The sequence below is a fragment of the Halopelagius fulvigenes genome (assembly GCF_055398025.1).
This window is the reverse complement of record NZ_AP043846.1, coordinates 2,096,235-2,121,714: the sequence shown is the minus strand read 5'-3', so window position 1 is coordinate 2,121,714 and position 25,480 is coordinate 2,096,235. Positions and strand designations below refer to the sequence as shown.

General features: G+C 66.5%; 16 protein-coding genes. 8 read left to right on the top strand and 8 right to left on the bottom strand.

All coding sequences use genetic code 11. The annotated features are described in order from the left end of the window. The first annotated feature begins 77 nt into the window (after window positions 1-77). A complete protein-coding gene (locus ACZ522_RS15675) occupies window positions 78-401 on the top strand; it encodes a HalOD1 output domain-containing protein (RefSeq protein ID WP_379697559.1) in 324 nt (107 codons plus the stop codon). Window positions 402-411: 10 nt separating this feature from the next. Here ACZ522_RS15675 and ACZ522_RS15670 read toward each other — a convergent pair whose 3' ends face one another. The 3 genes from ACZ522_RS15670 to ACZ522_RS15660 all read right to left on the bottom strand — a co-directional run bounded on the left by ACZ522_RS15670 (window position 412) and on the right by ACZ522_RS15660 (window position 3,355). Beyond that, window positions 412-879 carry a DUF7332 family protein gene (locus ACZ522_RS15670; protein ID WP_379697562.1) on the bottom strand — a complete coding sequence of 156 codons (468 nt, stop codon included), beginning with the start codon at window positions 877-879 and terminating at the stop codon, window positions 412-414. Window positions 880-924: 45 nt separating this feature from the next. Then, window positions 925-1,320: a methylglyoxal synthase gene (locus tag ACZ522_RS15665; protein WP_379697565.1), complete on the bottom strand. Its 396-nt coding sequence runs from the start codon at window positions 1,318-1,320 to the stop codon at window positions 925-927. Window positions 1,321-1,432: 112 nt separating this feature from the next. Continuing rightward, window positions 1,433-3,355: a beta-CASP ribonuclease aCPSF1 gene (locus ACZ522_RS15660; RefSeq protein ID WP_379697568.1), complete on the bottom strand. Its 1,923-nt coding sequence runs from the start codon at window positions 3,353-3,355 to the stop codon at window positions 1,433-1,435. A 261-nt stretch (window positions 3,356-3,616) separates the two neighbouring features. Between ACZ522_RS15660 and ACZ522_RS15655 the strand changes: the two genes are divergently transcribed. The 4 genes from ACZ522_RS15655 (at window position 3,617) to ACZ522_RS15640 (ending at window position 11,454) form a co-directional block, all read left to right on the top strand. Continuing rightward, window positions 3,617-4,099 (top strand): hypothetical protein, encoded by a 483-nt coding sequence (locus ACZ522_RS15655; RefSeq protein WP_379697571.1) that lies wholly within the window; start codon window positions 3,617-3,619, stop codon window positions 4,097-4,099. Between the two features lie 117 nt (window positions 4,100-4,216). After that, entirely contained in the window at window positions 4,217-5,683 is a 1,467-nt protein-coding gene (gene proS / locus ACZ522_RS15650) for a proline--tRNA ligase (protein WP_379697573.1), read from the top strand. 180 nt (window positions 5,684-5,863) lie between these two features. Then, window positions 5,864-10,393 (top strand): glutamate synthase large subunit, encoded by a 4,530-nt coding sequence (gene gltB, locus ACZ522_RS15645; protein ID WP_379697576.1) that lies wholly within the window; start codon window positions 5,864-5,866, stop codon window positions 10,391-10,393. 71 nt (window positions 10,394-10,464) lie between these two features. Continuing rightward, entirely contained in the window at window positions 10,465-11,454 is a 990-nt protein-coding gene (locus ACZ522_RS15640; protein ID WP_379697579.1) for an NAD-dependent epimerase/dehydratase family protein, read from the top strand. 67 nt (window positions 11,455-11,521) lie between these two features. Here the strand turns inward: ACZ522_RS15640 and ACZ522_RS15635 are convergent, their stop codons facing one another. Beyond that, window positions 11,522-12,211, bottom strand: coding sequence for an HD domain-containing protein (locus tag ACZ522_RS15635; protein ID WP_379697581.1), 690 nt, complete (start codon window positions 12,209-12,211; stop codon window positions 11,522-11,524). Window positions 12,212-12,430: 219 nt separating this feature from the next. On the opposite strand from ACZ522_RS15635, the gene ACZ522_RS15630 reads away from it, so the two are divergent. Together ACZ522_RS15630 and ACZ522_RS15625 are read left to right on the top strand one after the other, a co-directional pair. After that, window positions 12,431-13,378: an ADP-ribosylglycohydrolase family protein gene (locus tag ACZ522_RS15630; protein WP_379697584.1), complete on the top strand. Its 948-nt coding sequence runs from the start codon at window positions 12,431-12,433 to the stop codon at window positions 13,376-13,378. A gap of 159 nt (window positions 13,379-13,537) precedes the next feature. Next, window positions 13,538-14,428, top strand: a complete 891-nt coding sequence (locus tag ACZ522_RS15625) for an esterase/lipase family protein (protein ID WP_379697587.1) — start codon at window positions 13,538-13,540, stop codon at window positions 14,426-14,428. A 137-nt stretch (window positions 14,429-14,565) separates the two neighbouring features. On the opposite strand, the gene ACZ522_RS15620 is transcribed toward ACZ522_RS15625, so the two are convergent. Continuing rightward, complete coding sequence (locus ACZ522_RS15620; protein ID WP_379697590.1) at window positions 14,566-14,880, bottom strand: hypothetical protein; 315 nt, start codon at window positions 14,878-14,880, stop codon at window positions 14,566-14,568. Window positions 14,881-15,571: 691 nt separating this feature from the next. Next, the gene (locus ACZ522_RS15615; protein ID WP_379697593.1) at window positions 15,572-15,886 is read right to left on the bottom strand and encodes a DUF7344 domain-containing protein; all 315 of its coding nucleotides are present in this window, start codon (window positions 15,884-15,886) and stop codon (window positions 15,572-15,574) included. 250 nt (window positions 15,887-16,136) lie between these two features. Between ACZ522_RS15615 and ACZ522_RS15610 the strand changes: the two genes are divergently transcribed. After that, the gene (locus ACZ522_RS15610) at window positions 16,137-20,066 is read left to right on the top strand and encodes a PAS domain S-box protein (RefSeq protein ID WP_379697595.1); all 3,930 of its coding nucleotides are present in this window, start codon (window positions 16,137-16,139) and stop codon (window positions 20,064-20,066) included. Window positions 20,067-20,085: 19 nt separating this feature from the next. Here ACZ522_RS15610 and ACZ522_RS15605 read toward each other — a convergent pair whose 3' ends face one another. Together ACZ522_RS15605 and ACZ522_RS15600 are read right to left on the bottom strand one after the other, a co-directional pair. Further along, window positions 20,086-23,454, bottom strand: coding sequence for an MEDS domain-containing protein (locus tag ACZ522_RS15605; RefSeq protein ID WP_379697597.1), 3,369 nt, complete (start codon window positions 23,452-23,454; stop codon window positions 20,086-20,088). Between the two features lie 186 nt (window positions 23,455-23,640). Next, window positions 23,641-25,479 (bottom strand): IucA/IucC family protein, encoded by a 1,839-nt coding sequence (locus ACZ522_RS15600; protein ID WP_379697599.1) that lies wholly within the window; start codon window positions 25,477-25,479, stop codon window positions 23,641-23,643. Between the last annotated feature and the right edge of the window lies 1 nt (window position 25,480).

Genomic DNA, 25,480 nt, shown 5'->3' with positions numbered 1-25,480 from the left:
AGAGTAGCGAGTCGGTGAGAATACAATGGTATTCGGAGACAGGAGTCCGAACCGAGCACGCTCCCGGGGGGGAGACGATGGTTGAGGACGGAGTCGGCGGCAGAGACCCGTCGGCACCGGCGGAGGAGTACCACGCGATGCACGACTGGTCGGACGACGAACCGCTCAGTTTCAGCGTCGTCCGAGCGGTGTCGATGTTCGCGGGGAAGGAACCGGAGGCGTTACCACCGCTGTACGACGTCATCGACCCCGACGCGCTCGACTCGTTGTTCACCGACAAGGCTGGTCGCAACGGGACTCTCTCGTTTTCGCTCGACGGCTACGACGTGACTATCCACGCGGACGGGAGCATCGTCGTCCAACGCGCCGACGCGAACTACCCCTCCGGACCGTCGCCCTGACGGTTCGAGCTTAACACGCTCTCGTCTCGACGCCGGACACCGGCGACTCCTCGGAAGCGTACGACGACCGATCCCCGCCGAGAGACGAGAACATCGGAAGATCGAACGAGTAGTCGTAGACTATCGCGAACCGGGAGAACGGGTTCGAGAGGAACGCCCCGGCGTCGCCGACGCCGTTGAAGACGACGCCCGTCCGAAGCGAGACGATGGTCGCGTTCAACGCGGTGCCGCGGGCTTCGAGACCGAGTGCCCCTTCGCCGCCGAGGTTCGAGAACAGCGACGTGTGGACGGTCATCCCGATGCCCGGACCTTCCGTACCGACGCTGAGTTCGTGACCGCCGGGCGGGAAGCACCGCTTTTCGCCGCCGTCCGCCGCCGCCGAGTCGGACGACTGGGCGGCGACCGGACCGACGACGGGCGCTCCCAACGTCGCCAGTAGAACGACTACCGTGGCAACAGTTCGTATCGAGCGTCGCATACACCGGTGTTCGGCGGGGAGGTGTTAAGCGTCGGGATACGATTCTCAGCGGTGAGACCGGGTCTCGGATTCGAGCTGTCTGACGAGTTCGTCGAGGATGGCGTCGGCGCTGGAGAGGTTCGTCGCGAGGGGGATGGAGTGGACGTCGGCGATGCGCAACAACGCCGTGATGTCGGGTTCGTGCGGTTGCGCGGTCAGGGGGTCCCGCAGGAAGAAGACGCCCGCGCAGTTCTCGTCGGCGATCTCGGCGCCGATCTGCATGTCGCCGCCGATGGGGCCGGACTGCTTGCGTTCGACGTCGAGGCCGGTCTCCTCTTGGAGTCGCTTCCCGGTCGTCCCCGTGGCCATCAGGTCGAACCGTTCGAGGTCCGCCTTGCGGTTCTTCGCGAACTCGATGAGCTCCGGCTTCTTCTCGTCGTGAGCGATAAGCGCGAGACGCATGGCTCAGTCTGCGTGGAGAACGGGCTTGAATGTTGGCCGCGGGCGCGGGCGGCGAAAACCGGAACGAAACGCGAACGCGGGTCGGGCGCGGACGACGCGGAAGCTTACGCGGTCACTTGAAGCGGAACGTTTCGAGGTTCTTCGGCGCGAACGTCCGCATGTTGTAGTTATGATAGAGGGCCGACGAGAGGTCCTGCACGGAGCGTTCGTCGCCGTGGACGCACAGCACCTTCTCGGGTCGGGGGTTCATCGTCTTCACGAAGTTCTCCAGTCCCTGCCGGTCGGCGTGGCCGGAGAACCCGTCCACCGTCTCGACGTCCATCTTCAGTTGGAGCGTGTCCGAACGGCCCATGCCGTCGCGGCCGTTGACGGGAATCTCGTCCCACCCGTTCTGGATGCGGCGGCCGAGGGTTCCCTGCGCCTGGTAGCCGACGAACACGAGTCGGGAGTCCGGTTCCGTACCGATGTGGCGGAGCCACGACATGATGGGGCCGCCGGTGACCATCCCCGAGGTCGAGAGGATGATGCATTGGTCGCCGTCGGCGACTTCCTGCCGTTCCTCCTCGCCGCCGTCGATGTGGTTGAACTCGTCGGCGAGGAACGGGTTCTCGTCCTCGTGGAAGATTCGGTCGCGGAGTTCGTCCCGCAGGTACTCGGGGTACGTGGTGTGGATGGCCGTCGCCTCCCAGATCATCCCGTCGAGGTGGACGGGCATGGAGGGAATCTTGCCGCTCCGCATCGCCTCTTCGAGGACGAGCATTATCTCCTGGGACCGACCGACGGCGAACGCGGGGATGAGTATCTTCCCGCCCTTGTCGTACGTCTCGTTGATTATCTCGATGAGGTTCTCCTCGGAGTCCTCCTGGTCGGTCTGGTAGTCGTTCCGGCCGCCGTAGGTGGATTCGAGGACGAGGGTCTCCACGCGCGGGAAGTCGTTGACCGCGCCGTTGAACAGGCGCGTGTCGTCGTAGTGGATGTCCCCGGAGAACGCGACGTTGTAGAGGCCGTCGCCGATGTGGAAGTGCGAGACGGCGGAGCCGAGGATGTGACCCGCGTTGTGGAACGTGAGCTTCACGTCCGGCGCAATGTCCGTCACGTCGCCGTATTCGAGCGGGATGCAGTGTTTGATGGCCTCGCGGACCATCTCGGACTCGTACGGCGGCGTCCGGCCCTCCTTGGCCGCCACGTCGAGGTAGTCGAGTGTCAGGAGACCCATCAGGTCGCGGGTCGGTTCGGTCGTGTAGATGGGGCCGTCGTACCCGTACTTGAACAGGAGGGGGATGAGCGCCGAGTGGTCGAGGTGGGCGTGCGTCAGGACGACGGCGTCCAGCGAGTTCGCGCCCGCCCCGAGGGCCTCCGGCACCTGCAGGTACGGCACGTCGTCGGACCCCGGCTTGTCGCCGCAGTCCACGAGGATGCGCGTCTCGGGCGTCGAGACGACGAACGAGGCGCGACCGACCTCCCGACAGCATCCGAGCGTCGAGATGCGGACCCACTCGTCGTCGGAGAGCTGTTCGCGGTGAATCTGCCGCCCGACCCGTTCGAGAATCTGCCGCCGGTCGTCGCGTTCCTGCTTCAGGAAGTTCCGGACGTTCGAGACGGTCGACGACTCGATGGGCGGGGTGCGGACGACTTCGGGCGTCCACCCGACCTGCTGGGTTATCTTCCGGAGCGTCGACCCGTGGCGGCCGATGACCATCCCCGGCTTCGACGCCTCGATGACGACTTCGCCGGTGTCGGCGTGGAAGTCGAGGTCGGTGACGCCCGCTTCCTCGGGGATGACGTCAAGGATCTGTTCCTCCGCGTTACGGGGACTCGAAAGCGCCTCTGGGTCGGGCCTGACCGTGATGCGCTTCCGCAGTTTGCTGGCGAGTTTCCGGATGAGGTCGCCGTTCTGCGCGAACCGCTTCGGGTCCCGAGTGTAGACGACGAGTTCCGGCCCCTCGTATTTCACGTCCGACACGGAGATGTCGGACGGCAGTTCGTTCGTAATCTCTGCTTTCAATTCCTCAAGTTGCTTATCTACTGAACTCATAACTGAGTGGCCTCGCCCGGTGCGTTACGGGCGGTGTCGGAGAATCGCTGCCTCGAAAGCTGCCGACCGGTGCCGATACGCCTATCGGGGGACGGTCTGACCCGGTCGTCGATTGAGAGAGCATAGTCAACGAGTACGGTGGTATCTCTGGCTATCCTGACTGCGGGAAGAGGCAGGGAAAACCCGCTTACTCGGAGGTACTTTCTCGTCGGTATAAAAGCCTTCGCAAAGTGGAAGCCCTCGGACGCGCAGATGGGCGGTATGGAGCTGACACCGGAGGCCGTCGAACGCGAGGCGGAGTGGGTGCGAAACCGCGGCGACGCGGTGGTTCCGCTGATAAACGACACGCGCGCGCGGTTGGGCGAGCTGTTCGAAACCGACGTGGACGAGGTGACGCCCGCGGCGTACCGCGAGGAGGTGGACGCCGTCTTCGCCGACGGCGAGGTGGCGGTGAACGTCGCCGGGTTCGTCCGCATCCTCCGCGAACTCGACGTGGAGGGCGACTACCCCGGGTTCGTCGTCGACGAGATTCTCGGGCGCGAACTCGCCGCCACCGTCGCGGGCGGGCACCCCCTCTCGCTTCTCGCGCAGGCGACGTTCCACTTCGCGGACGTCCGCACCCACACCGAGGGGCGCGCGGGCGCGGACGACTTGGACGCCGCACTCGCGGCGGGCTTTCAGACGCGGTTGCCGGGGTGGTCGTGGCGCGACGGCGACAGTCCGTTCGCCGTCCGGCGCGACTGACGCGGGCGCGAACGGGAGCGGCGTCGCCGCCGCGCCGGCCGCGCGGCCCCTCCGCCGGGACGCGCGGAGTCGCGCGCTTCGGGGTCTTTAAGAGTTCGCTGGGGTAAAGCGAGGGTAATGAGCGACGATCAGGAACTCGGGATAACCGAGTCCAAGGAGTACAACACCGGCGAGTGGTACGCCGAAGTCGTCCAGAAGGCGGGGTTGGCGAACTACGGCCCGGAGGGGATGAGCGGATTCATCGTCACGCGGCCGCGCGCCTACGCAGTCTGGGAGCGCATCCAGAGCTACCTCGACGGGCTGTTCAAGGAGACCGGCGTCCAGAACGCCTACTTCCCGATGTTCATCCCCGAGAGCTACCTCGAACGGGAGAAGGACATCGTCGAGGGGTTCGACCCCGAAGTCGCGTGGGTCACCCACGCCGGCCGCGACGAACTGGAGGAACGACTCGCCGTCCGGCCCACCTCCGAGTCCATCATCGCGCCATACCTGTCCCGGTGGGTCCGCAGTCACCGCGACTTGCCCCTCCGCGTGAACCAGTGGGCGTCCGTCGTCCGATGGGAGGCGACGGAGACGAAGCCGTTCTTCCGCACGAAGGAGTTCCTTTGGCAGGAGGGCCACACCGCGCACGCGACGGACGAGGACGCGTGGGACGAGACGCTCACCCGCCTCGACCAGTACCAGTCCGTCTTCGAGGACCTGCTCGCCATCCCCGTCCTCCGCGGCGCGAAGCCCGAACACGACAAGTTCCCCGGCGCGGACACGACGACGACGGTGGAGGCGCTCATGCCCGACGGCAAGTCCGTCCAAAGCGGCACCTCCCACCACCTCGGCACCTCCTTCGCGGAGGCGTTCGACATCACCTACACCGACGAGGACGAGGAGAGCCAGATCGCTCACACCACCTCGTGGGGCCTCTCGTGGCGGTCGATGGGCGCGCTCATCATGACCCACTCCGACGACCAAGGGTTGGTCCTGCCGCCGACCGTCGCGCCCGAACAGGTCGTCGTCGTCCCCATCTGGCAGTCCGACACGAAGGAGAAGGTGCTCGAGTACGCCGAGGGAATCACCGAGGAACTGGAGGAGGCGGGCGTCCGCGTCGAACTCGACGACCGGGACGAGCGCAATCCGGGCTTCAAGTTCAACGAGTGGGAGCTGAAGGGCGTCCCCGTCCGCTTCGAGATCGGCCCGAACGAGGTGGACGACGACGTGATAACCGTCGTCCACCGCCCCGACGGCGAGAGCAAGGAGGTGGACCGCGAGAACGTCGCCGAGACGGTGCGCGAGGAGTTCGACGAGGTGTACGCCAAACTCTACGCGAAGGCGGAGGATAACCTCGAAGAGAACGTCCGGGAGGCGGACTCCCGCGCGGACATCCTCGGCACCATCGGCCAGCACGGCGGGTACGTGAAAGCGCCGTGGTGCGGCGACGAGGAGTGCGAAACCGAGATCAAAGAGCAGATAGCCGCCGAAATCGTGATGGTCCCCCTCGACGACGAGGAGGCCGAGATTCACGAGGGCGACTCCTGCGCCATCTGCGACGGCGACGCCGTCGAGACGGCCTACTTCGCGAAGACGTACTGAGCGACGCTCGTTCCCGCCCCGCCCCTTTTCTGCGCTGCTGTTCGCACACTTCGCGCTGCCGTCCGTATCCTAGATGAACATTCGATAAAGTAGAAATAGACCATATATCCTTATATGTAATAGTATTTCCCTTATGCTTTCAGGATAAATGCCTTATGGGAGTTCGGTGTCTGGTCACACATGACCAAGCCACAGAGAGACACCCCTGACGTTTCGGAGGGGCTCGCCGACCCCACCGACCAGCGCTCGAACTGCGGCGTAGGCGCCGTCATCGACCTCGACGGCGGTCGAACTCACCGGACCGTCGCGGACGGCGTGGAACTGTTAGCGAACCTCGAACACCGCGGCACGACGGGTGCCGAGGAGAACACCGGCGACGGCGCCGGCATCATGATTCAACGGCCCGACGAGTTCTTCGAGGCCGTCGTGGACGCCGACCTGCCGGAGACGTACGCCGTCGGTTCGGTGTTCATGCCGCAGGACGACGCCGCGCGCGAGGGACTGTTCTCGATATTCGAACGCTCCGTGGCGGCCCACGGGCTGGAGGTGTTCCACTGGCGGGACGTGCCGACGGACAACTCCGACCTCGGGAAGACCGCGCTCGAATCCGAACCCGACGTCTGGCAGGCGTTCGTCCGCCCCGACGCGGAGATGGACGCCGAGGCGTTCGACCGGAAGCTGTACGTCGCCCGCCGCGAGGCCGAGAACCGCGTCGGCGAACTGGAGTCCGCGGGCGCGGCGCGCTTCTACGTCTGTTCGCTCTCGCGGAAGACGCTCGTCTACAAGGGACTGCTCAAGGGCGACCAACTGCTCGATTACTTCCCCGACCTCGCGGACGAACGCGTGAAGACGACGCTGACGCTCGTTCACGCGCGCTTCTCGACGAACACGCTCGGAGCGTGGCACCTCGCGCACCCGTACCGCCACATCGTACACAACGGCGAGATAAACACCATCCGCGGCAACATCAACTGGATGCGCGCCCGGGAGACGGACCTCGAACACCCGGCGTTCGGCGACGACTTAGAGACCATCAAGCCGGTCACGAAGGCCGACCAGTCCGACACGGCGGTGGTGGACGACGCCGTCGAACTCCTGCTTCACTCGGACCGCGAACTCCCGCACGTCCTCCGGATGCTCATCCCCGAGGCGTACCGCGGCGACGACGCGATGCCGCGGGAGAAGCGCGACTGGTACGACTACCACGCATCGCTGGTCGAACCGTGGGACGGCCCCGCCCTCGTGGCGGCGACGGACGGCGACCGGGTGGCGGCGGTGCTGGACCGCAACGGCCTCCGTCCGTGTCGCTACGACGTGACCGCCGACAACAGGGTCGTCATGGCCTCGGAAGTCGGGGCACTCGACACCGAACCGAGCGAAATCAGGGAACGCGGCCGCCTCCAACCGGGGCAGCTGTTCATGGCCGACCCGACGGAGGGGCGTGTCATCCCCGACGAGGAGGTGTTCGACTCCCTCACCGACGAGAAGTACGGCGAGTGGGTCGAAACGGAACAGCGACACCTCGACGATATCGCGGACGAGAGCGACTACGAACCCCGCGGCGAGGTGGACCACCTCCGCGCATACCAGGCGGCGTTCGGCTACACCCACGACCAGGTGAACCACCTCATCGAACCGATGGCGAGAGACGGGAAGGACCCCGTCGGGTCGATGGGCGACGACACCCCTCTCTCCGTCCTCTCGGACTTCAACCGGCCGCTCTTCACCTACTTCAAGCAGCTGTTCGCGCAGGTGACGAACCCGCCGCTGGACTACATCCGCGAGGAACTCGTCACCTCCCTCGAATCTCGACTCGGCCACCAGCGGAACCTCTTGGACGAGACGCCGGAGCACGCGCGGCAACTCGTCTTGGACTCGCCCGTCCTGACGGACGCCCAGACCGAGGCCATCGAGGACTTAGACGGAGACATCTCCTCGGCCGTGGTGGACATCACCTACGAGACGGACGAGGAGATGCGCGACGCCGTCGAACGCGTCCGCGAGGAGGCGAAGGCGGCCATCGAAGCGGGGGCGAGCATCGTCGTCCTCTCGGACCGCACCCTCGGCCCCGACCGCGTGGCGATTCCGAGTCTGCTGGCGACGGGCGCGGTCCACCACAGTCTCGTCCGGAACGGCCTGCGGAACCACGCCGGACTCGTCGTCGAGTCGGGCGACCCCCGCGAGGTCCACCACCTCGCCGCCCTCGTCGGGTACGGCGCGGGCGCGGTGAACCCGTACCTCGCCTACCAGACCATCGGCGACCTCGTCGCCGGCCCGGACGGCGCGGAGGAGTCCGAGGCCGTCGCGGCGTACAAGAAAGCGCTCGAAGACGGCCTGCTGAAGACGATGGCCAAGATGGGCATCTCCACGGTGGAGTCCTACCAGGGCGCCCAGATCTTCGAGGCCGTCGGCCTCGACTCGAAGTTCGTCGCCGAGTACTTCGAGGGGACGGAGATTCGCACCGAGGGCATCGGCATCGACGTGGTGGAGGATGACGCCCTCACCCGCCACGCCGTCGGGTTCGGCGCGGACCCCGACTTAGAACGGCAGGGCGAGTACGAACACCGCTCCGACGGAATCCACCACCAGTGGAACCCCAAGACCGTCGGAACGCTCCAACAGGCGGTCCGCTCCGGCAGTTACGAGAAGTACCGGGAGTTCGCCGAACTCGTCAACGACCAGTCGGAGGAACTGCAGACGCTCCGCGGCCTCTTGGAGTTCGACTCCGACCGCGACCCGGTCTCTATCGAAGAGGTCGAACCCGTCGAGGACATCGTCGAACGGTTCTCGACGGCGGCGATGTCGCTCGGCAGTCTGTCGCCGGAGGCCCACGAGAACAACTCCGTCGCGATGAACCGCATCGGCGGGAAGTCCAACTCCGGCGAGGGCGGCGAACCGCCGGAGCGGTTCGGCACGGAGAAGGAGTGCAACGTCAAGCAGGTCGCCTCCGGCCGGTTCGGCGTCACCTCCCACTACCTCTCCAGCGCCGACGAGCTTCAGATAAAGATGGCGCAAGGGTCGAAGCCCGGCGAGGGCGGCCACCTCCCCGGCAAGAAGGTAAACGAGATGATAGCGCACGTCCGCTACGCGACGCCGGGCGTCGGCCTCATCTCGCCGCCGCCCCTCCACGACATCTACTCCATCGAGGACCTCAAACAGCTCATCCACGACCTGAAGGCGGCGAACTCGGACGCCGACATCAACGTGAAGCTCGTCTCCGAGGCGGGCATCGGAACCATCGCCGCGGGCGTGGCGAAAGCCAACGCCGACGTCGTCCACATCTCCGGGCACGACGGCGGGACGGGCGCGTCGCCGAAGACGTCCATCAAGAACGCCGGTCTGCCGTGGGAGCTCGGCCTCGCGGAGGCGAACCAGATGCTCCGCGCGACGAACCTCCGGTCGCGCATCCGCGTGACCGCCGACGGCGGCATGAAGACCGGCCGCGACATCGCCGTCGCCGCCTTGCTGGGCGCGGAGGAGTACGTCTTCGGGACGGCGTCGCTCGTCACGTCGGGCTGCGTGATGGCCCGCCAGTGCCACGAGAACACCTGCCCCGTCGGCGTCGCCACCCAGCGCGAGGACCTCCGAAAGCGCTTCCCCGGCCAACCCGAGCACGTCATCAACTACATGACGTTCATGGCGCAGGAACTGCGCGAGATACTGGCCGAACTCGGCTTCCGCACGGTGGACGAGATGATCGGTCGTCCCTCGCTGCTCCGCCAGCGAGAGACCGACCACGAGAAGGCCAAGCACCTCGACCTCGCGTCGGTCATCGCCAAACCCGCCGAGGGCGCGCGCTACAAGACCGAAGAGCAGGCCCACGCAGACTTGGAGACGCAACTCGACCACAAGCTCATCGAACAGGCGCGACCCGCACTCGAACGCGGCGAACCGGTCCAGATTCGGGAGGACGTCTCGAACGTGGACCGCGCCGTCGGCGCGATGCTGTCGAACCGCATCTCCGACGAGTACGGCGGCGAGGGCCTCCCGGACGGCACCATCGACTGCGAGTTTTCCGGCATCGCCGGACAGTCGTTCGGCGCGTTCCTCGCGAGCGGCGTGACGATGCGCCTGACCGGCGCGTCGAACGACTACGTCGGAAAGGGACTCTCCGGCGGTCGAATCGTAGTAAAGACGCCCGAGGACGCCGCCTACGACGCCGCCGAGAACGTCCTCGTCGGCAACGTCGCCCTCTACGGCGCGACGCAGGGCGAGGCGTACGTCAACGGCGTCGCGGGCGAGCGATTCGCCGTCCGCAACTCGGGCGTGAAGGCCGTCGTCGAAGGCGTCGGCGACCACGGCTGTGAGTACATGACCGGCGGCGTCGTCGCCGTCCTCGGCGAGACGGGGCGCAACTTCGCCGCGGGGATGTCCGGCGGCGTCGCGTACGTCTACGACTCCGACGACGAACTCGAAGCGAAGGCTAACACCGGCATGGTGTCGCTCTCCGACGAACTCGAAGAGGGCGACGAGGCGATGCTCCGCCGCCTCGTGGAGAACCACGCCGAGTACACCGACAGCGACCGCGCGAAGTCGCTCCTCGCCGACTGGGAGAGCGTCCTCGGCGACTTCGTGAAGGTGATGCCCGACGCGTACGCCGCGGTCATCGCGGAGAACGCGGACGCCGACGTGCGGACCGACGTTCCGGACCCGGTGAAGTCGGTTCCCTCCGACGCGGACTCCGGACTCGCACAGACCAGCGACGACTGACTCGGCCGTCGCTACCGGAATCGGCCGCCGCATCTCCCACGCTTTTCTCCGGCCCACCCCTCGGGTAGCGTATGGACTCGGCACTCGTCGTCGGCGGCACCCGATTCATCGGTCGCCACCTCGTCTCCGACCTCGTAGAGAACGGCTACGACGTGACCATCTTCAACCGCGGGAACCACGAGAACCCCTTCAAGGAGGACGATTCCGTCCGACGAATCGAGGGCGACAGGAAGGACGACGGCGCCCTTAGGCGGGCGAAGGCCGCCGCCGAACCGGACGCCGTCTTCGACTGCGTGGCGTACCAGCCCAGAGACGTGGTGTCCGCGACGGAGATATTCGCGGACGCGGACGCCTACATCTACGTCTCCAGCGGTGCGGCCTACGGCGCGGAGGAGATTCCAAAGCGAGAGGGCGTCACGGAACTGTGCCCCTGTTCGGACGACCAGTTGACCGACGACTCCTCGGAGAGCTACGGCCCCCGGAAGGCCGAGGGCGACAGGGTGGTCTTCGACGCGGCGACCCGCGGCGTGAACGCGATGTCCGTCCGGCCCACCATCGTCTACGGCCCGTACGACTACACGGAACGCCTCGACTACTGGCTGAACCGCGTCGAGAACTACGACCGGGTGGTCGTCCCCGGCGACGGGACGAACATCTGGCACCGCGCGTACGTCGAGGACGTGGCGTCCGCGATGCGCGTCGTCGCCGAGGAGGGCGAGGCCGGCGAGGCGTACAACGTCGGCGACAGGCGGGTGCTCACCCTCGAAGAGACGGTCCGAACGATAGCCGACGCGATGGGGATCGACGTGGAGGTGGTCCACGCGGGCGAACGCGAACTCGCCGCCGCGGAACTCTCACCGGACGATTTTATCCTCTACCGGGACTACCCGCACGTCCTCGATACGAACAAACTCGCCGCCCTCGGGTGGGACTCGACGCCCGTCGAGGAGGCGATGGCCCGAACCGTCGAGGAACACCGCGAGTCCGACAGAGACGGGTCCGAACACGACCCCGGCCGCGACGCCGAGGAGTCGGTCCTCTCGATACTCGACACGCTCTGAACCGCGGGTCCGAAAAAGCGGGGACCGGGCGTCGGTCGCCGTCGTCAGTCTGGCCGAGGCGGCCGACTCAGGCGCCGAACTCCTCGTGGTCCATGCCGGGGACCTCCTGCTCTAACCACTCGCGGAACCACTTGACGCGCTTGAGTCGTTGGTGGGCGATGCTCTCGGCGGCGTCGCTCTCGATGCGGTCCGTGGCGTCGCGCCCCCGTTCGAGGACTCGTTCGACCATCTCGGAGGCCTCCATGTGGGTGCGCGCCTCGTACCCCATCCGCAGGAGCATCAACGCCGTGCCGTTGGCCCCGACCTTATCGAGGATGTCCGCCTCGATGAGACACCGCGTCTCCAAGGAGACGTCCGTCAACGGGCCCTGATAGGAGTGCGTCGAGACGACGTCGCACACCTGCTCGACGAATGACTGGGGAAACTCCGCGCGCGCCTCCAGATACTCGCGGGCGACGCGCGCGCCCTCCTCGGCGTGGACCTCCTGTTCGGCCTCCAACTTCGAGATGTCGTGAAAGAGCGCTGCGACGCGGACGACGTCCACGTCGGCCCCCTCGCGGCGGGCGATGTCCGAGGCGAGTTCGACCACGTTGAGGATGTGGTTGAAGCGGTACTCTGAACTGTGCCACGGGTACCAGCGCATCCGGCCGCCGTCGTCCTCGTTCTCGACGCTGGCGGAGAGGTAATCTCTGACGAACCGCTTCATCTCCCCGAACTCCTCGTCGGAGACCGAGGACTCCTTTATCTCAACGCCCACGGTGCCACCTCCACGTTCGTGGAGAGGGGGGCGTTCGAACGTTCGCGTTTGAGTTCATTACCCGAATTAATGGCTGTTCCGCTCTTAGGCGTTACGACGTTTAGAACCGGTCGGGAGCGGAAAACGACGCAGGGAGTGCCACTGAGTCCCACAGTTCGAACGCGAACGCCGGACCGGACGGACCGAGGGTTGATGTGTCACGGGAGACGAACGAGACGTATGATCGACCACTCCGTCCGTTCGCGGGCGCGGGGGACGCTCCTCGGCCTCGCGTGCGGGGACGCCCTCGGCAGACCGGTCGAGTTCCGAACGTCCGCGGGAATCGAGTCCGAGCACGGCCGCGTGACGGAGATGCTCGGACACGGGACCCACGACCGACCGCCGGGGACGATAACCGACGACACGGAGATGGCGCTGTGCATCGCGCGGAGTTTGGTCGAACGCGGCGGGTTCGACGGCGCGGACGTGGCGCGGCGGTTCGTCGGGTGGTACGAGTCCGGCCCGTTCGACATCGGCCTCATGACCGCGGATTCGCTCGCGCAGGTGCGCGAGGGGGTCGCGTGGACCGACGCCGGGCGGAAGGCTTGGGAGGGCCGGACGGAGGGGAGCAACGCCGGCAACGGGAGCGTGATGCGCTGTGCGCCGTACGCGCTGGCGTACCTCGACCGGCCGGGCGTCCTCGCGGAGGTGAGTCGCGCCTCGTCGGAGATTACGCACGCCGACCCGCGGTGTACCGCCGGGTGCGCCCTGTTGAACGAGGTTGTGCGCCGCCTCGTCTGCGGCGAGTCCGACCCCGACTCCGTCGTCGGCGATGCGTTGACCCTCGTCGACGGGAGCGGTGCGGTCCCGGACGAACTGTGGACGCGCGTGGCGGGCCTCCCCGAGGAGACGGACACCGAGACGCTCGGATACAGCGGCTACGTGTTGGCGACGCTCGAATCCGGACTGTACCACGGCCTCTCCGCCGACTCGTTCGAGGAGGCGGTCGTCGAGGCGGTGAACCACGGCGACGACGCCGACACCGTCGGCGCGGTGACGGGTGCCGTCGCGGGCGCGCGGTTCGGCCTCGACGCGGTGCCGGAACGCTGGCGGGACGAACTCGCCGAACGCGGCGAACTGCGCCGACTGGCGGACGAACTCCTCGAACTCGCGCCGGCGGAGGACTGACCGCGCTTCGCGTCGGACGGGACCTCTTTCTCGCGGATACGTGATTTCTCCCGCGGCGATTCTCTCCCGGAATTGATACTCAATTTAAGTAAAGTAAAAATAGCAGTGACACGAGTAGTCACCGTGACATCCGAAAGTCGGCATCGACGTTTCGGGGTGATGCCGTTACATCGGCTCTCCGTCGCCCCGTTGTACACCGCATCGTTCGGGATGCGGATGTTCACCCACGCCGTGGGGGCGTTGAACCCGCCGAGCGAACGGAGAAAGCGGGAACGCCGCGAGCGTCGGACGGACGACGAGGGCCTCCCGTGGTCGTCTCGGGGGCGGTACGGCGGCGTCGGCGGCCACGAGTGGTTCGACACGGACCCGGGCGCGTCGCGGACGCCGGTCGTGTTCGTCCACGGGAACGGCCGGACGCACGCGGACTGGTCCGACCACGCCGACGCGCTTCTGGAGGAGGGGTTCGCCGGCGACGAACTGTGGGCGATAACGTTCGCGCACCCCAACTCGACGCACCGCGAGATGTCCGACCAACTCGACGAGTTCGTCCGTAACGTGCGCAAGTACACCGGGTCGGACGCGGTTTCGGTGGTCGCCCACAGCCTCGGCGTCACCGGCGTTCGCTTCTGGTTGGAGCGTCGGAACCGCTACGAGTGGGTCGATACCGTCGTCTCCATCGCGGGGGCGAACCACGGCGTCTCGGTGTGTAGCGGCGAGGAGGACCCGGGGACGCTCGGCGAGTACGCGCGGCCGAGTCGCTTCGTCGGCTACCGGTACCGCGAACGGCCGAACCACCCGCTCAAGCGGTTGAACGCCGGCACCGAGACGCCGGGCGACGTGACGTACTACACGATTCGCGGGGCGTACGACCACTACTACTGGCGCGACCCGGCGAGCCCGAAACTCGACGGCGCGGCCGAGAACGTCCTGTTGTGGACGAACCACATCGGGACGCTACGGTCTGCGCGAACCCGCGCCCTCCTCGCCGAGTGGTTGCGGGAGGAACCAGACGACGGCGCGGCGGACGGGAGCGGTCGGACGGCCGCGTAACCCGCCGTTCGACCGGAGAGTACTGCGAGGAGAGCGTTAGACGGAGAGCGAAGACGAACCGCAGAGAGAGGAGAACGTCGAGAGACGAGCCCGGAAGAACCGAGAGACGAATCGCAGAGAGGAGAGAGCGGTACCGTTCAGTCGGCGTTCTGCGGAGCCGAGTGAGTCGCTTGTTTGCCGTGGCTGTGGTCGTCCGACCCGATAACGTCGTCGAAGGGGTGCGGCGAGCGGAGGATGGCGATGACGCTCCACATGAGACCGGTGAGTATCGACCCCGCCGCGGACATCGTCATCCCGAGGGTGAAGAACGTCGTCCCGTAGACGATGCCGATGGTGGCGGAGGGCACCGAGGTGCCCAGCGGAATGTTCGTCGTCGCGTCGCGGAGGGCAGGCACCAGCACGAACAGCGAGAATACGCTTCCGGCCAGGAAGATTAGGTCCTGCCAAATCATCGTGTTTCCCCCGTCGTAGCGAGCCCCAGAGAGATTGTCCCAGTCATCAAACAATACGAGGACGCCCGACCATATAACTTACTCGGTTTAGAGTAAACTTGTTTAACGAAAGATAACGGCACTCAGAACGTCGTTCGTGAGGAATTATGGTACTCCATAATCGCTCCCTACGACGTCTCTGTGGTCGGTATCGGCCGAAACAGTCCGTTAACTGATACTGTCCGTCGGCCGTCCGGGGCGTCCCTCGATGCGGGGGTATATGTCCTCGTTTATCGACCCGAGGCGGCCACCTCCGGCGGGCGAAACCGAGAACGACGGCGGGGAGGGCGGGGCGATGACGGGGACGGAGAGGACAACGGCGGGACGAGACGGACACCGGCGGTGGGGGAGGAGTATCGACAGCGAACGGAGGAGTAGCGACGGGGGAAGATGTGAGCACCGGCGGAGCGACGAGGCGGGCTCCGCGGAGAGGCTAGGCGAGTGCCGACGGAGAAGCGGAGTGGAGCGGCCGAATGGACGAACGGACGACGGCGAGAGAAGGAGGAACCGACGGCAGGAGAGGGAAGACCACGGCGGAAGGAAGCGGGACCGAGGACGGGACGACGCGGATGCTCCGCGCTCTGCGGGATATGGAAGACGGAGAACGAGAAGAGGTGAGGAGAGACGAGGCGGACGACGTGCTACCGAGCGACTACGACCGGAAGATACGGTTCGCCTGCCAGTCGTACTCGACGATTCCGTGGTCGTCTAACAGGGGGAGGTGCACGTGGTGGAGGTCGGTTTCGACGCCCTGCGTCGCCGGGACGGACGCGTCGGCGCCGATCCCCGTCTCGCGTTCGGCGACTTCCTCGGCCAACTCGCCTACCGTGAGGGGGAGTTCGAGTTCGGTGAGCGTCTGGAGGACGATTCGTCGTCGTTCGTCCGAGAGGAGGCGGTAGTACTCGTCCTCGGTCAGGCCGGCGGGCGATATCAGTTCCTCCGTCACCCGCTGCGTCGGTACGGACATTATCGACTCCCCTCCTCGGCGGCGTTCCGCGTCATCTCGTTCACACCGGAAAGAGAGGTTCTTCCCGGTTAACGCCACCCCCTAACTCGTTAGGACCTTCGTCGCCGGTAAACTGTCAATTATCGCCCTCGTTCCGGTCGACGCCCGTCGTGTTATCGGCTGAATAGATCTTCGTTCGAATGAACGTAAGGTGTTACGGCCACCTTCCGACAACGGAGGCTTAATGAATCGAAGAGGCGTTACGGAGGGTATGACTTCTGGCTCGTTGAGCGACGCCCTGCGGGAGACGCTCGCCGTCTTCGAGTCGGTTGGCGACCCGGGGGAGCCGATGACGACGGCCGAGGTGACCGGACACCTCGACGTGTCTCGTCGGAGTACGTACACGCGACTGGAGAAGTTGGCCGACCGGGGGTTTCTCGGCACGAAGAAGGCGGGGGCGAAGGGGCGAGTGTGGTGGCGTCCCCGGGACGGCGAGGGGGCGGACGGTCTCGCCGCACTCGTCGACGACCTTCCGGGCGTCGTCTACCGGCGACGAGACGAACCGGGACGGCCCGCGGAGTTCGTCGGTGGGGAGTGCGAGCGTCTGACCGGATACGCCGCGGAGTCGCTACGCTCCGGCGCGGTCAGTTGGGAAGACGACGTTATCCACCCCGATGACGTCGCTCGCGTGCGCGAAACCGTCCGAACGGGACTCGACGGCGACGGGCGGTTCTCGGTTCGGTACCGGATTCGGACGGCGGGCGACGACGTGCGCTGGGTGTCGGAACGCGGACACGTCGCCGCGCGCGACGCCGACGGGGAGACACAGACGCTCGTGGAGGGGTTGGTAACCGATATCTCGGAGGTGAAAGCGGAGAGCCGGCGTTTCGAACGCGAGATCGACGAGGTGTTCGAGCGAATCGACGACGCCTTCTACGCAGTGGACGAGGAGTTCCGGTTCACCCACGTCAACGAACGCGCCGAGGAACTGCTCCAACACCCCGAGGAGGAACTGCTCGGCAGGAGCGTCTGGGAGGTGTTCCCGTCGGCGACGGAGACCGACGCGTGGGAGAGTTTCCACGAGGCGCTCGAGATGCAGACGCCGACGAGTTACGAGGTGGACTACGACCGGCTGGGCTTCTGGGTCGAGGCCAACGTCTACCCTTCCGAGACCGGCCTCTCGGTGTACTTCCGGGACGTGACGGAACGGAAGGAGCGCGAACGCGAACTCGAACAGTACGAGACGCTCGCGAAGACGGCGTCCGACGTCATCGTGACGATGGACGAGCGCAGCGTCGTCCGAGACGTGAACGCGGCGGTCGAAGACGTGTTCGGCTACGAATCCGACGAACTCGTGGGCGAGTCGCTGACGAAACTGATGCCCGACCGATTATCTGACGTCCACCGAACCGCCGTCCGGCGCTACCTCGACGGGGAGGGACGCCACCTCGATTGGGACTACCTCGAACTCCCGGGCGTCCGCGCCGACGGGAGCGAGATTCCGCTGGCGATTTCGTTCAGCGAGTACGAACACGACGGCGAGCGCTACTTCACCGGCATCGTCCGCGACGTGACGGACCGCAGGGAGATGGAGTCCGACCTCCGCGAGAGCGAGCGGAAGTTCCGAACGCTCGCGGAGAACTTAGCGCAGGTCGTCTGGATGACCTCGGAGGACCCCACGGAGTTTCTCTACGTCAACCCCGCCTACGAGGAGGTGTGGGGCCGCGACCGAGAACACCTCTACGAGGACGGCCTCGACTTCCTCTCTTCGGTCCACCCGGAGGACCGAGAGCGGGTTCGGGAGGCGTACACCGGCCTCCCCGAGGAGGACTACGAGGAGGAGTACCGCATCGTCCGCCCCGACGGGTCGGTTCGGTGGCTTCGCGCGCGCGGGGTCGTGGTCGGTGACGACGGCGGCGACGACGTCCGCATCGTCGGAATCGTCGAAGACGCGACCGAGCGCATACGGCGAAACCGCGAACTCCAGCGGCGGGTCCGCCAACAGGAGGTGATAACCGACTTCGGTCGACGAGCGCTCGGAGACCGGGAACTCGACGACCTCGCGTCCGAGGCGGCCGCCCTCGTCGCGGAAACGCTCGACAACGACTACTGCGCAGTCCTCGACTTCGACGCCGACGCCGACGAACTGCGCCTCAGTCGGGGCGTCGGGTGGGACGAGGGCGCGGTCGGGTCCACGCTCTCGGCCGTCGAAGAGGGGTCGCAGGCGGCGTACACGCTAACGTCCGAGCGACCCGTCGTCGTGGAGGACCTCGACGCCGAATCCCGGTTCGACGGTCCGTCCCTCCTCACTGACCACGGCGTGAAGAGCGGAATCAGCGTGGTCGTCGGGTCGTCCGCCGAACCGTGGGGCGTCCTCGGCACGTACGACGCCGACGGCAACCGCTTTTCTGAACACGACGTGAACTTCGTCCGGTCGGTAGCGAACATCCTCGCGACGGCCATCAACCGCCGGGAGTACGAACGGGAGTTGGTCACCCGGCGGACGGAACTGCAGGAGCGCGAACGAACCTTGCGCGGGGCGTACGAGATAATCGCCGACCCCTCGCTTTCGCTCTCGGAGCGAATCGACCGACTGCTGAGCGTCGTCCGGGAGACGGTGGGGACCGACTACGCGACGCTCTCGCGGGTGCAGGACGGCGAGTACGTCTTCGAGGCGATAGACGCGCCCCCGGACGCCGACATCCGGCCGGGCGACTCCGTCCCGCTGACCGCGACGAACTGCGAACGCGTCGTCGAGACGGAGCGAACGCTCGTCCTCAGGGACGTGGACGCGGACGCCCCCGAGTTGGCCGACCGCGTCGGGAACGCCGAGTGGGGCATCTCCTGTTACCTCGGCGCGCCGGTGTTCGTCGACGGCGAGGTGTACGGCACCTTCTGTTTCTACGACATGGACGCGCGCGCCGAGGCGTTCAGCGACTGGGAGGTGACGTTCATCGACATCCTCAGCAACTGGGTGGGTAACGAACTCGAACGCGAACGCGACACCGACCGCCTCACGGCGCTGAACAGCCTCAACGCGGTCGTCCGAGAGACGACGGAGGCGATCATCGAACAGTCCACCCGCGAGGAGATAGAAAAGACCGTCTGCGAACGCCTCGCCGGCACGGACTCGTACCTGTTCGCGTGGATAGGCGACATCAACCTGCCGTCTCAGACGGTGAGCCTCCGAACCGAGGCCGGCGTCGAGGGGTTCCTCGACGGGAACGCCGCGCCCCTCGGTCCAGGCGACGAACGCGGCGAAGACCCCACGAGCGAGGTGCTTCGGACGGGAGAGGTGCAGACAGTCCAGAACGTCCAGAACGACCCGAAGTACCGACCGTGGCGCGAAACCGCCGAGAGACACGGCTTTCACTCATCGGCGGCGATACCGGTCGTCCACGAGGACACGGTGTACGGGGTGTTGAACGTCTACGCCGCCCGTCCGCGGGCGTTCGAGGGCGAGGAACGGGAGGTCATCGCCCAACTCGGCGAGATCGTCGGCCACGCCATCGCCGCCGTCGAACGCAAGCGGGCGCTGATGAGCAACGAAGTCGTCGAGCTCAAGTTCAGCGTCCCGGCCATCCTCGACGGCTACGATGTCTCGACCGACTGTAGGTTCACGTTGGACGAGACGGTCCCCCTGCAGGACGGCGCGTACCTCCTCTACGGAACCGCCGACGAGGGCGCGACCGACGCGGTGTCGGCGTTCGTCGACGCGCACCGCCACTGGGAGGACCTGACGTTCCGCGACGACGGCCGCTTCGAGATACGCCTGTCGGACCCGCCGATACTCTCCACGCTCGCGTCCCTCGGCGGGTCCATCGAGGAGGCCGCCTTCGAGGACGGGACGCTGAATCTGACGCTCCACCTCTCTCCGAGCGTCGACGCTCGCCGACTCATCGAAGTCGTCCGCGACGGCTACCCCGCCGCGGAGATGGTGACGCGAAAGCAGGTCGAACTGGGGGACGGCGACGCGGAACGGATCCACGAGACGTTCGTCGAGGCGTTGACCGACCGCCAACGCGCCGCCCTCCGTGCGGCCTACCACGCGGGCTTCTTCGAGTGGCCGCGCGAGGCGTCCGGCCAGGAGATGGCCGAGGCCCTCGGCGTCACGCCGCCGACGTTCCACCAGCACCTCCGAACCGCCGAGCGGAAAGTGTTCGACTCGCTGCTGTCGTCTTCGGTTCGGAGCGTCGAGTGAGTCGGCGGCGGGGCGGTCCTTACCGGTCCTCCGGAACGGGGAGCGTAAAGGAGAACGTCGACCCCTCGCCGGGTTCCGACTCGACCCAGATGTCGCCGCCGTGACGCTCGACGATTCGCTCGCAGAGCGCCAATCCGATTCCGGTACCCTCGTACTCCTCTCGGCTGTGAAGCCGGTCGAAGACGTCGAACACGCGGTCCTGATTCTTCGGCTCGATGCCGATTCCCTCGTCGCGGACGGATATCACCAACTCCTGCCCCCGCCGTTCGGCGCCGACGTGGACCCGCGGCGGTTCGTCCCCGCTGTAGGTGATGGCGTTCTCGAGCAGGTTCTGGAACACGTGCCGGAGTTGGCTGGCGTCGCCCTCGACGGTGGGGAGTCGTTCGGACTCGACGTCGGCGTCGCTCTCCGCTATCTGAATCTGGAGGTCGGCGAGAACGTCGTCGAGCACCGCGTCCAACGCGACCGGTTCGAAGGGGTCACCTTTCGTCTCGATGCGCGAGTACTCCAGGAGGCAGTCTATCATCTCACGCATCCGCTCTGCGCCGTCGACGGCGAACTCGAGGAACTCCTCGCCGTCCTCGTCCAGTTCGTCGCCGTACCGCTTTTCGAGCAGCTGGAGGTAGCTCGTGACCATCCGAAGCGGCTCTTGGAGGTCGTGAGACGCCGCGTAGGCGAACTGCTCTAACCGCTCGTTCGACTCTTCGAGCGCGCGTTCGCGCTGCTTCTGTTTGAGTTCGTACTTGACCCACTCGCTCATGAGGTGGTGGAACGTCCGTTCGGTCTCGGTGAACTCCCGGTCGCGGGAGTCGGTGGAGACGAAGAAGAACGTCCGGTCGGGCTCGTTGTCCAGGGCGATGTGCGTTCCGAGGTACGTCTCGACGCCGAACTCCTCGTGGGCGATGGCACTCCCGTAGCCGTACTTTTCGGGGTCGTTGAGGCCGGCGGTTCCGCCCTCGACGGCCAGCTGGCAGTACGTCTCCGAGAGCGGTGCCTCCGCGCCGGGTACGAGATGCTCGTGGTCGCCGCTGACGGCCTCGACCTCAAACGTGTCGGTCGCCGGGTCGACGCGAGCCAGTCCGCCCAACTCCAGGTCGAACCGCTCGCGACCCAACTCGAAGATGTCTCCGAGCTTCTCGTCGAACGAGTGCTCGGGTTCGGCCATTATCTCGCACAACCGCTGTTGGTAGTGCTCCCGCCGTTCGCGTTCGAGTTCGTAGCTCACCCACTGGCCGATCATGTCGAGGAGCGTGCGTTCGGCGTCGGAGAACTCCCGGCCGCGGGGGTCCGTGTCGCCGAACCAGAGCGTCCCGTACGCCGCGGCACCGCTCGTGACCTTCGTCCCGACGTAGCTCCGCAACTCGAACTCCCGGTAGACCTGGTCGTCGGTCCAGTCGGTTTCGCGCACGTCCGGCACGCAGACGGGGTCGTCCTCCTCGACGGTCCGCCGGCAGAAACAGCCGTCGCCCGGGTCGGTCCACAGCACCTCGTCCTCGGCGACGCCGAGGCCGACGCCCCTCTCCAACCGGAACGCCCCGTCCCACGTCGGGAGGTGGTTGAGTCCGCCCATCTGGAGGTCGAACCAGTCACAGCCCATCTCCAGCAACCGCTCGATCTTCTCGTCGAACGAGAGGGTCGGGTCGGACGTTATCTCGTAGCTCCGCTGGAGGAACGCCTCGCGTTGCCGGCGTTCGAGTTCGTACTTCGCCCACTGCGCCATCAGTCGCAGGAACGTGCGCTCGTCGTCCGAGAACGCCTCGTCCCGCGAGCGCTCTGAGACGAAGAAGAACGTCCGATCGGCGTCGCCCTCGACTTCGATGCACGTTCCGAGGTACGTCTCGATGCCGAACTCGTCGCGGACGGTGATACCGTCGTACCCGGCTTCGACGGGGTTCTCGACGCTCTCGACGCCGCCGGCGTCGATAGCCGCGGTGCAGTACGTCTCCGACAGCGGAAGCTCGACTCCGGGCGCGAAGTGCTCGTGGTCGTCGCTGACGTACTCGACTTCGAACCGGTTCTCGCCGGGGTCGACCTTGGCCATCGCACCGAGTTCGAGGCCGAACTGCTCGCACCCGAGGTCGAACAGCGCACGCAACTTCTCCTCGAAGTCGAGCGCCGGGTCGGACGTTATCTCGTAGCTCTCGCGGAGGTACTCCTCGCGGTTCCGTCGCTCCAGTTCGTACCCGAGCCACTGGCCCATCAGGTCGAGGAACGTCCGCTCGGCGTCGGTGTACGGGGCCTCCCGCGGCGTCTCGGAGGCGAAACAGAGCGTTCCGTACTCGGTGCCGTCGACTTGGACGGTCGTCGCGAAGTACGCGTCTAGTCCGAAGCGCTCGTAGGCGGGGTCGTCCGTCCACCCGACGTCGGCGGCGTCCGTCACGGAGATGGGACCGGGCGACGCGAGCAGCTTCTCGCAGTACGTATCGCACAGCGAGTCCGTGACGCCCGTCTCGATCACGTCGTGGTCGCCGACCGCTTCGACGATTTCGAACGTGGTGTCGCGGGTCCGCGTGAAGTACCCGATTTCGAGGCCGAAGCGCTCGCGCCCCAGTCTGAGGAGGCGCTGAATCTTCGTTTCGAACGACGCGTCGGGGTCGGCCAGCGTCTCGTACAGTCTGCGCTGGTACTCCTCGCGCGTTTCGAGCGCTATCTTCGCCGTGGTCCGGTCCACCAGCGTCCGCAGTTTCCGCTCGTTGTCGTTTTCGGGTCGCTCTGGGCCGAAGTACTCCTCGGGCGGGGTGTAGTAGACGTTCCGGCAGACGGTGTTGTCGTAGACGAGAAGCGGGTGCGTCTCGATGACGTCCTCGATGACCGCCGGCGGAAGCGCCTTGCGATTGTACTGACAGAGCGCCATCGCGTCCCCGTCGAGGAGTTCGTTGATGTGCGCTTCGCACGTCATGAACGCCTCCTGCGCGCCTTCGTCGCCGACGAGCCACGTCTCCTCGGCGGCGACGCGGAACCCCTCGTACTCGGCGAGTCCCCCCTCCATCTCGGTGCGGAGGAGGTCACGCGTCGCGTCGAGGTTGAACTCGCCGCCTCGGAGGTACGTCTCCTCGGCGGTGCGAATCGAGAGTTGCCCCGACTCGAACGCGGCGTCCACGTCGACGCCGCCGTCGCGCAACGCGGCGGCGATGTCCGCCGGCGAGTTCTCGTCTGCGACGTAGAGGCAGCGCTCGCCGGCCTCGATTCCCTCCCGGACGAACGGGACGACCGTCTCGAACTGCTCGGCTCGACTCTCGTAGACGAGCGCGAAGTGGTCGGCGTCGTCCCGCCTCTCGCCGGAATGCGCGGGGCCGCGGAGGCTGGCGCTCGACCGGAGAGCGTCGCGCTCACCGCCGAGTTCGGACGCGGCGCGCCGGTCGGTGTCGTTCGGGATGTGCTTGCTCATCTCCACCCCGCGCCCTCCGAACGCCCGGAAACCGTAGGCGCGTCCCCCTCGTCGCTGCGTACGGAAGAGAAGATTCGTATCCGGGATTGATTCATTACCACGACGAAGGCCTGCATCGGTGAAAAGAGCATCGTGGGTCGCACTCCCACCCGCTCGAAACCGCCGACTCGGAGCCTCGTCGCCCCGTCAGTCGTCGGCGGGGTTCCGCGGATTCGCGTCGTCGGGGCGTTCGTCCGCGACTTCGGAGAGCGCGTTCGCGACCGTCCCGTGTTCGGACGCGTGCGGACGGCCGGGGGCGTCGTCGTAGCCGTAGTCGAAGATGCGGTTGCGATTGAGGCTGAGCTTCGTGAACTCCGGCTGGAGCAGGTCGAACAGCTCGAACCGGTCTTCGAGTTCGGGGAACCGCGCCTGATAGTCGAGGACGGCCGTCCGCGCGTGGGTCCAGAACTCCTCTTCGGAGTAGTCTTCGTGCTCTTCGAGCACGTCCGCGACGTACCTGAGGACGCAGACGAACAGCCCGCAGAATACGAACTGACAGAGCCCCTCCGGCGGTTCCTTCCGCAGCACCTCGTGCATCTCGTCGGGGAGCGCCTCCAGTTCGGGGAGCGGCCGGTCGCTCACGTTCACGTCGTCCACGAAGTCCTTGACCGCGAGGCGCGTCGGAACCCCGTCCTCGACGACGAGGATGGTGTTCTGGCCGTGCGGGGAGAACACCGTCCCGTACCGGTAGAGGAAGTGCAGGAGCGGCGGGAGCACGGTGTCGAAGAACTCCGCCAGCCACTCATCGAGCGTGAGCCCGGACCGTTCGACGAGGCGCGAGAGGTACGGTTCGCCGTCGCCGTCGACGTGCATCAGCGAGGAGAGCGTTATCGCCCGCTCGTCGTCTTCGAGGAAGGAGTAGATGGACTCCCGCCAGACGACGCCCATCAGTTCGTGGTACTGGTAGGGGGAGCCGTCGATGTCGGTGAAGTCCGAGTGGTCGTAGTTGATGCCGGCTATCTCGCCCGGGAGGACGAGTCCCTGTTCTTGGAGGAAGTCGTCGCGCCCGTAGATCCCCTTGATGTACTCGGTGACCGTCGGCGCGAGCTCCGTCCGTTCGCCCGGCAGGCCGCGCCAGACGAGCGTGTTGAGGATGCGCATCGGCACCTTCACGTGGTGTTTCTCGTCGTCGTCGACGTTGACGAAGGTGCGGACCGACTGCTGGGGGAGGTACTCGTCGGGGCCGTCGCCGAGGGGCACGACGTCGTCGGCGGCGATGTCGTCGGCGAACAGGGGGACGATGCTGTTCTCCCACTGCCAGTCGTGGACCGGCATGAGGTAGTAGTCATCCGGGTCGAGGCCGCGCGCGCCGAGTCGGTCGCGGAACTTCCCGTAGCGGTCGCCGAGTTCGCTCCGGACGAGCGGATCGTGCTCGACGTCCTCGGTGGCGACGAACGTCGCCTTCTCCCTTCGCACGGCGACCCACGAGAGCGTCACGGGCTCTTTCCGCTCCGGCGCGTACCGCTTGTAGTCGTCGTACCCCCACCCGAGGCGGCCCTTGTTGTAGGTTATCCACGGGTGGCCGTCCATCTCGCCTTCGAGGTGGGCGTAGTCGAGTTCCAGCGGGTCGAACTCCGCTCGCTCCCGCCGGCGGGCCTCGATGTGGGCGTCGGCCAGCAGCGTTCGCTTGTACTCGCGGACGAGGTTGCCCTCGGTGAGTCCGTCCAAGTCCGTCGCCTCGCCGACGTCGCGCAGGAGGGTGAGCGGGTCGCCGAGTTCCGCCCAGCCGTCGTCGTCGCGGCGTTCGACGGTCTCCCCGTACACGTGAAGGCTGTCCATCATCCGTTCCGCGGCCTCGAAGCGGTACGCCGCCTCTCCGAGGTCGAAGCGGTAGGTGGCCCGTTCGTCGCCGGGCGTCACCTTCCGCGGCGCGACTATCTCCTCGTAGGCGAACTCTTCGAGCATCTTCGTCAGGAGGCGGCGCTCGACCGTCTCCCAGACGTCCGCGTCCAGTGCGTCCTGCAGCGTCGTGTCGTTCGGGTTCATG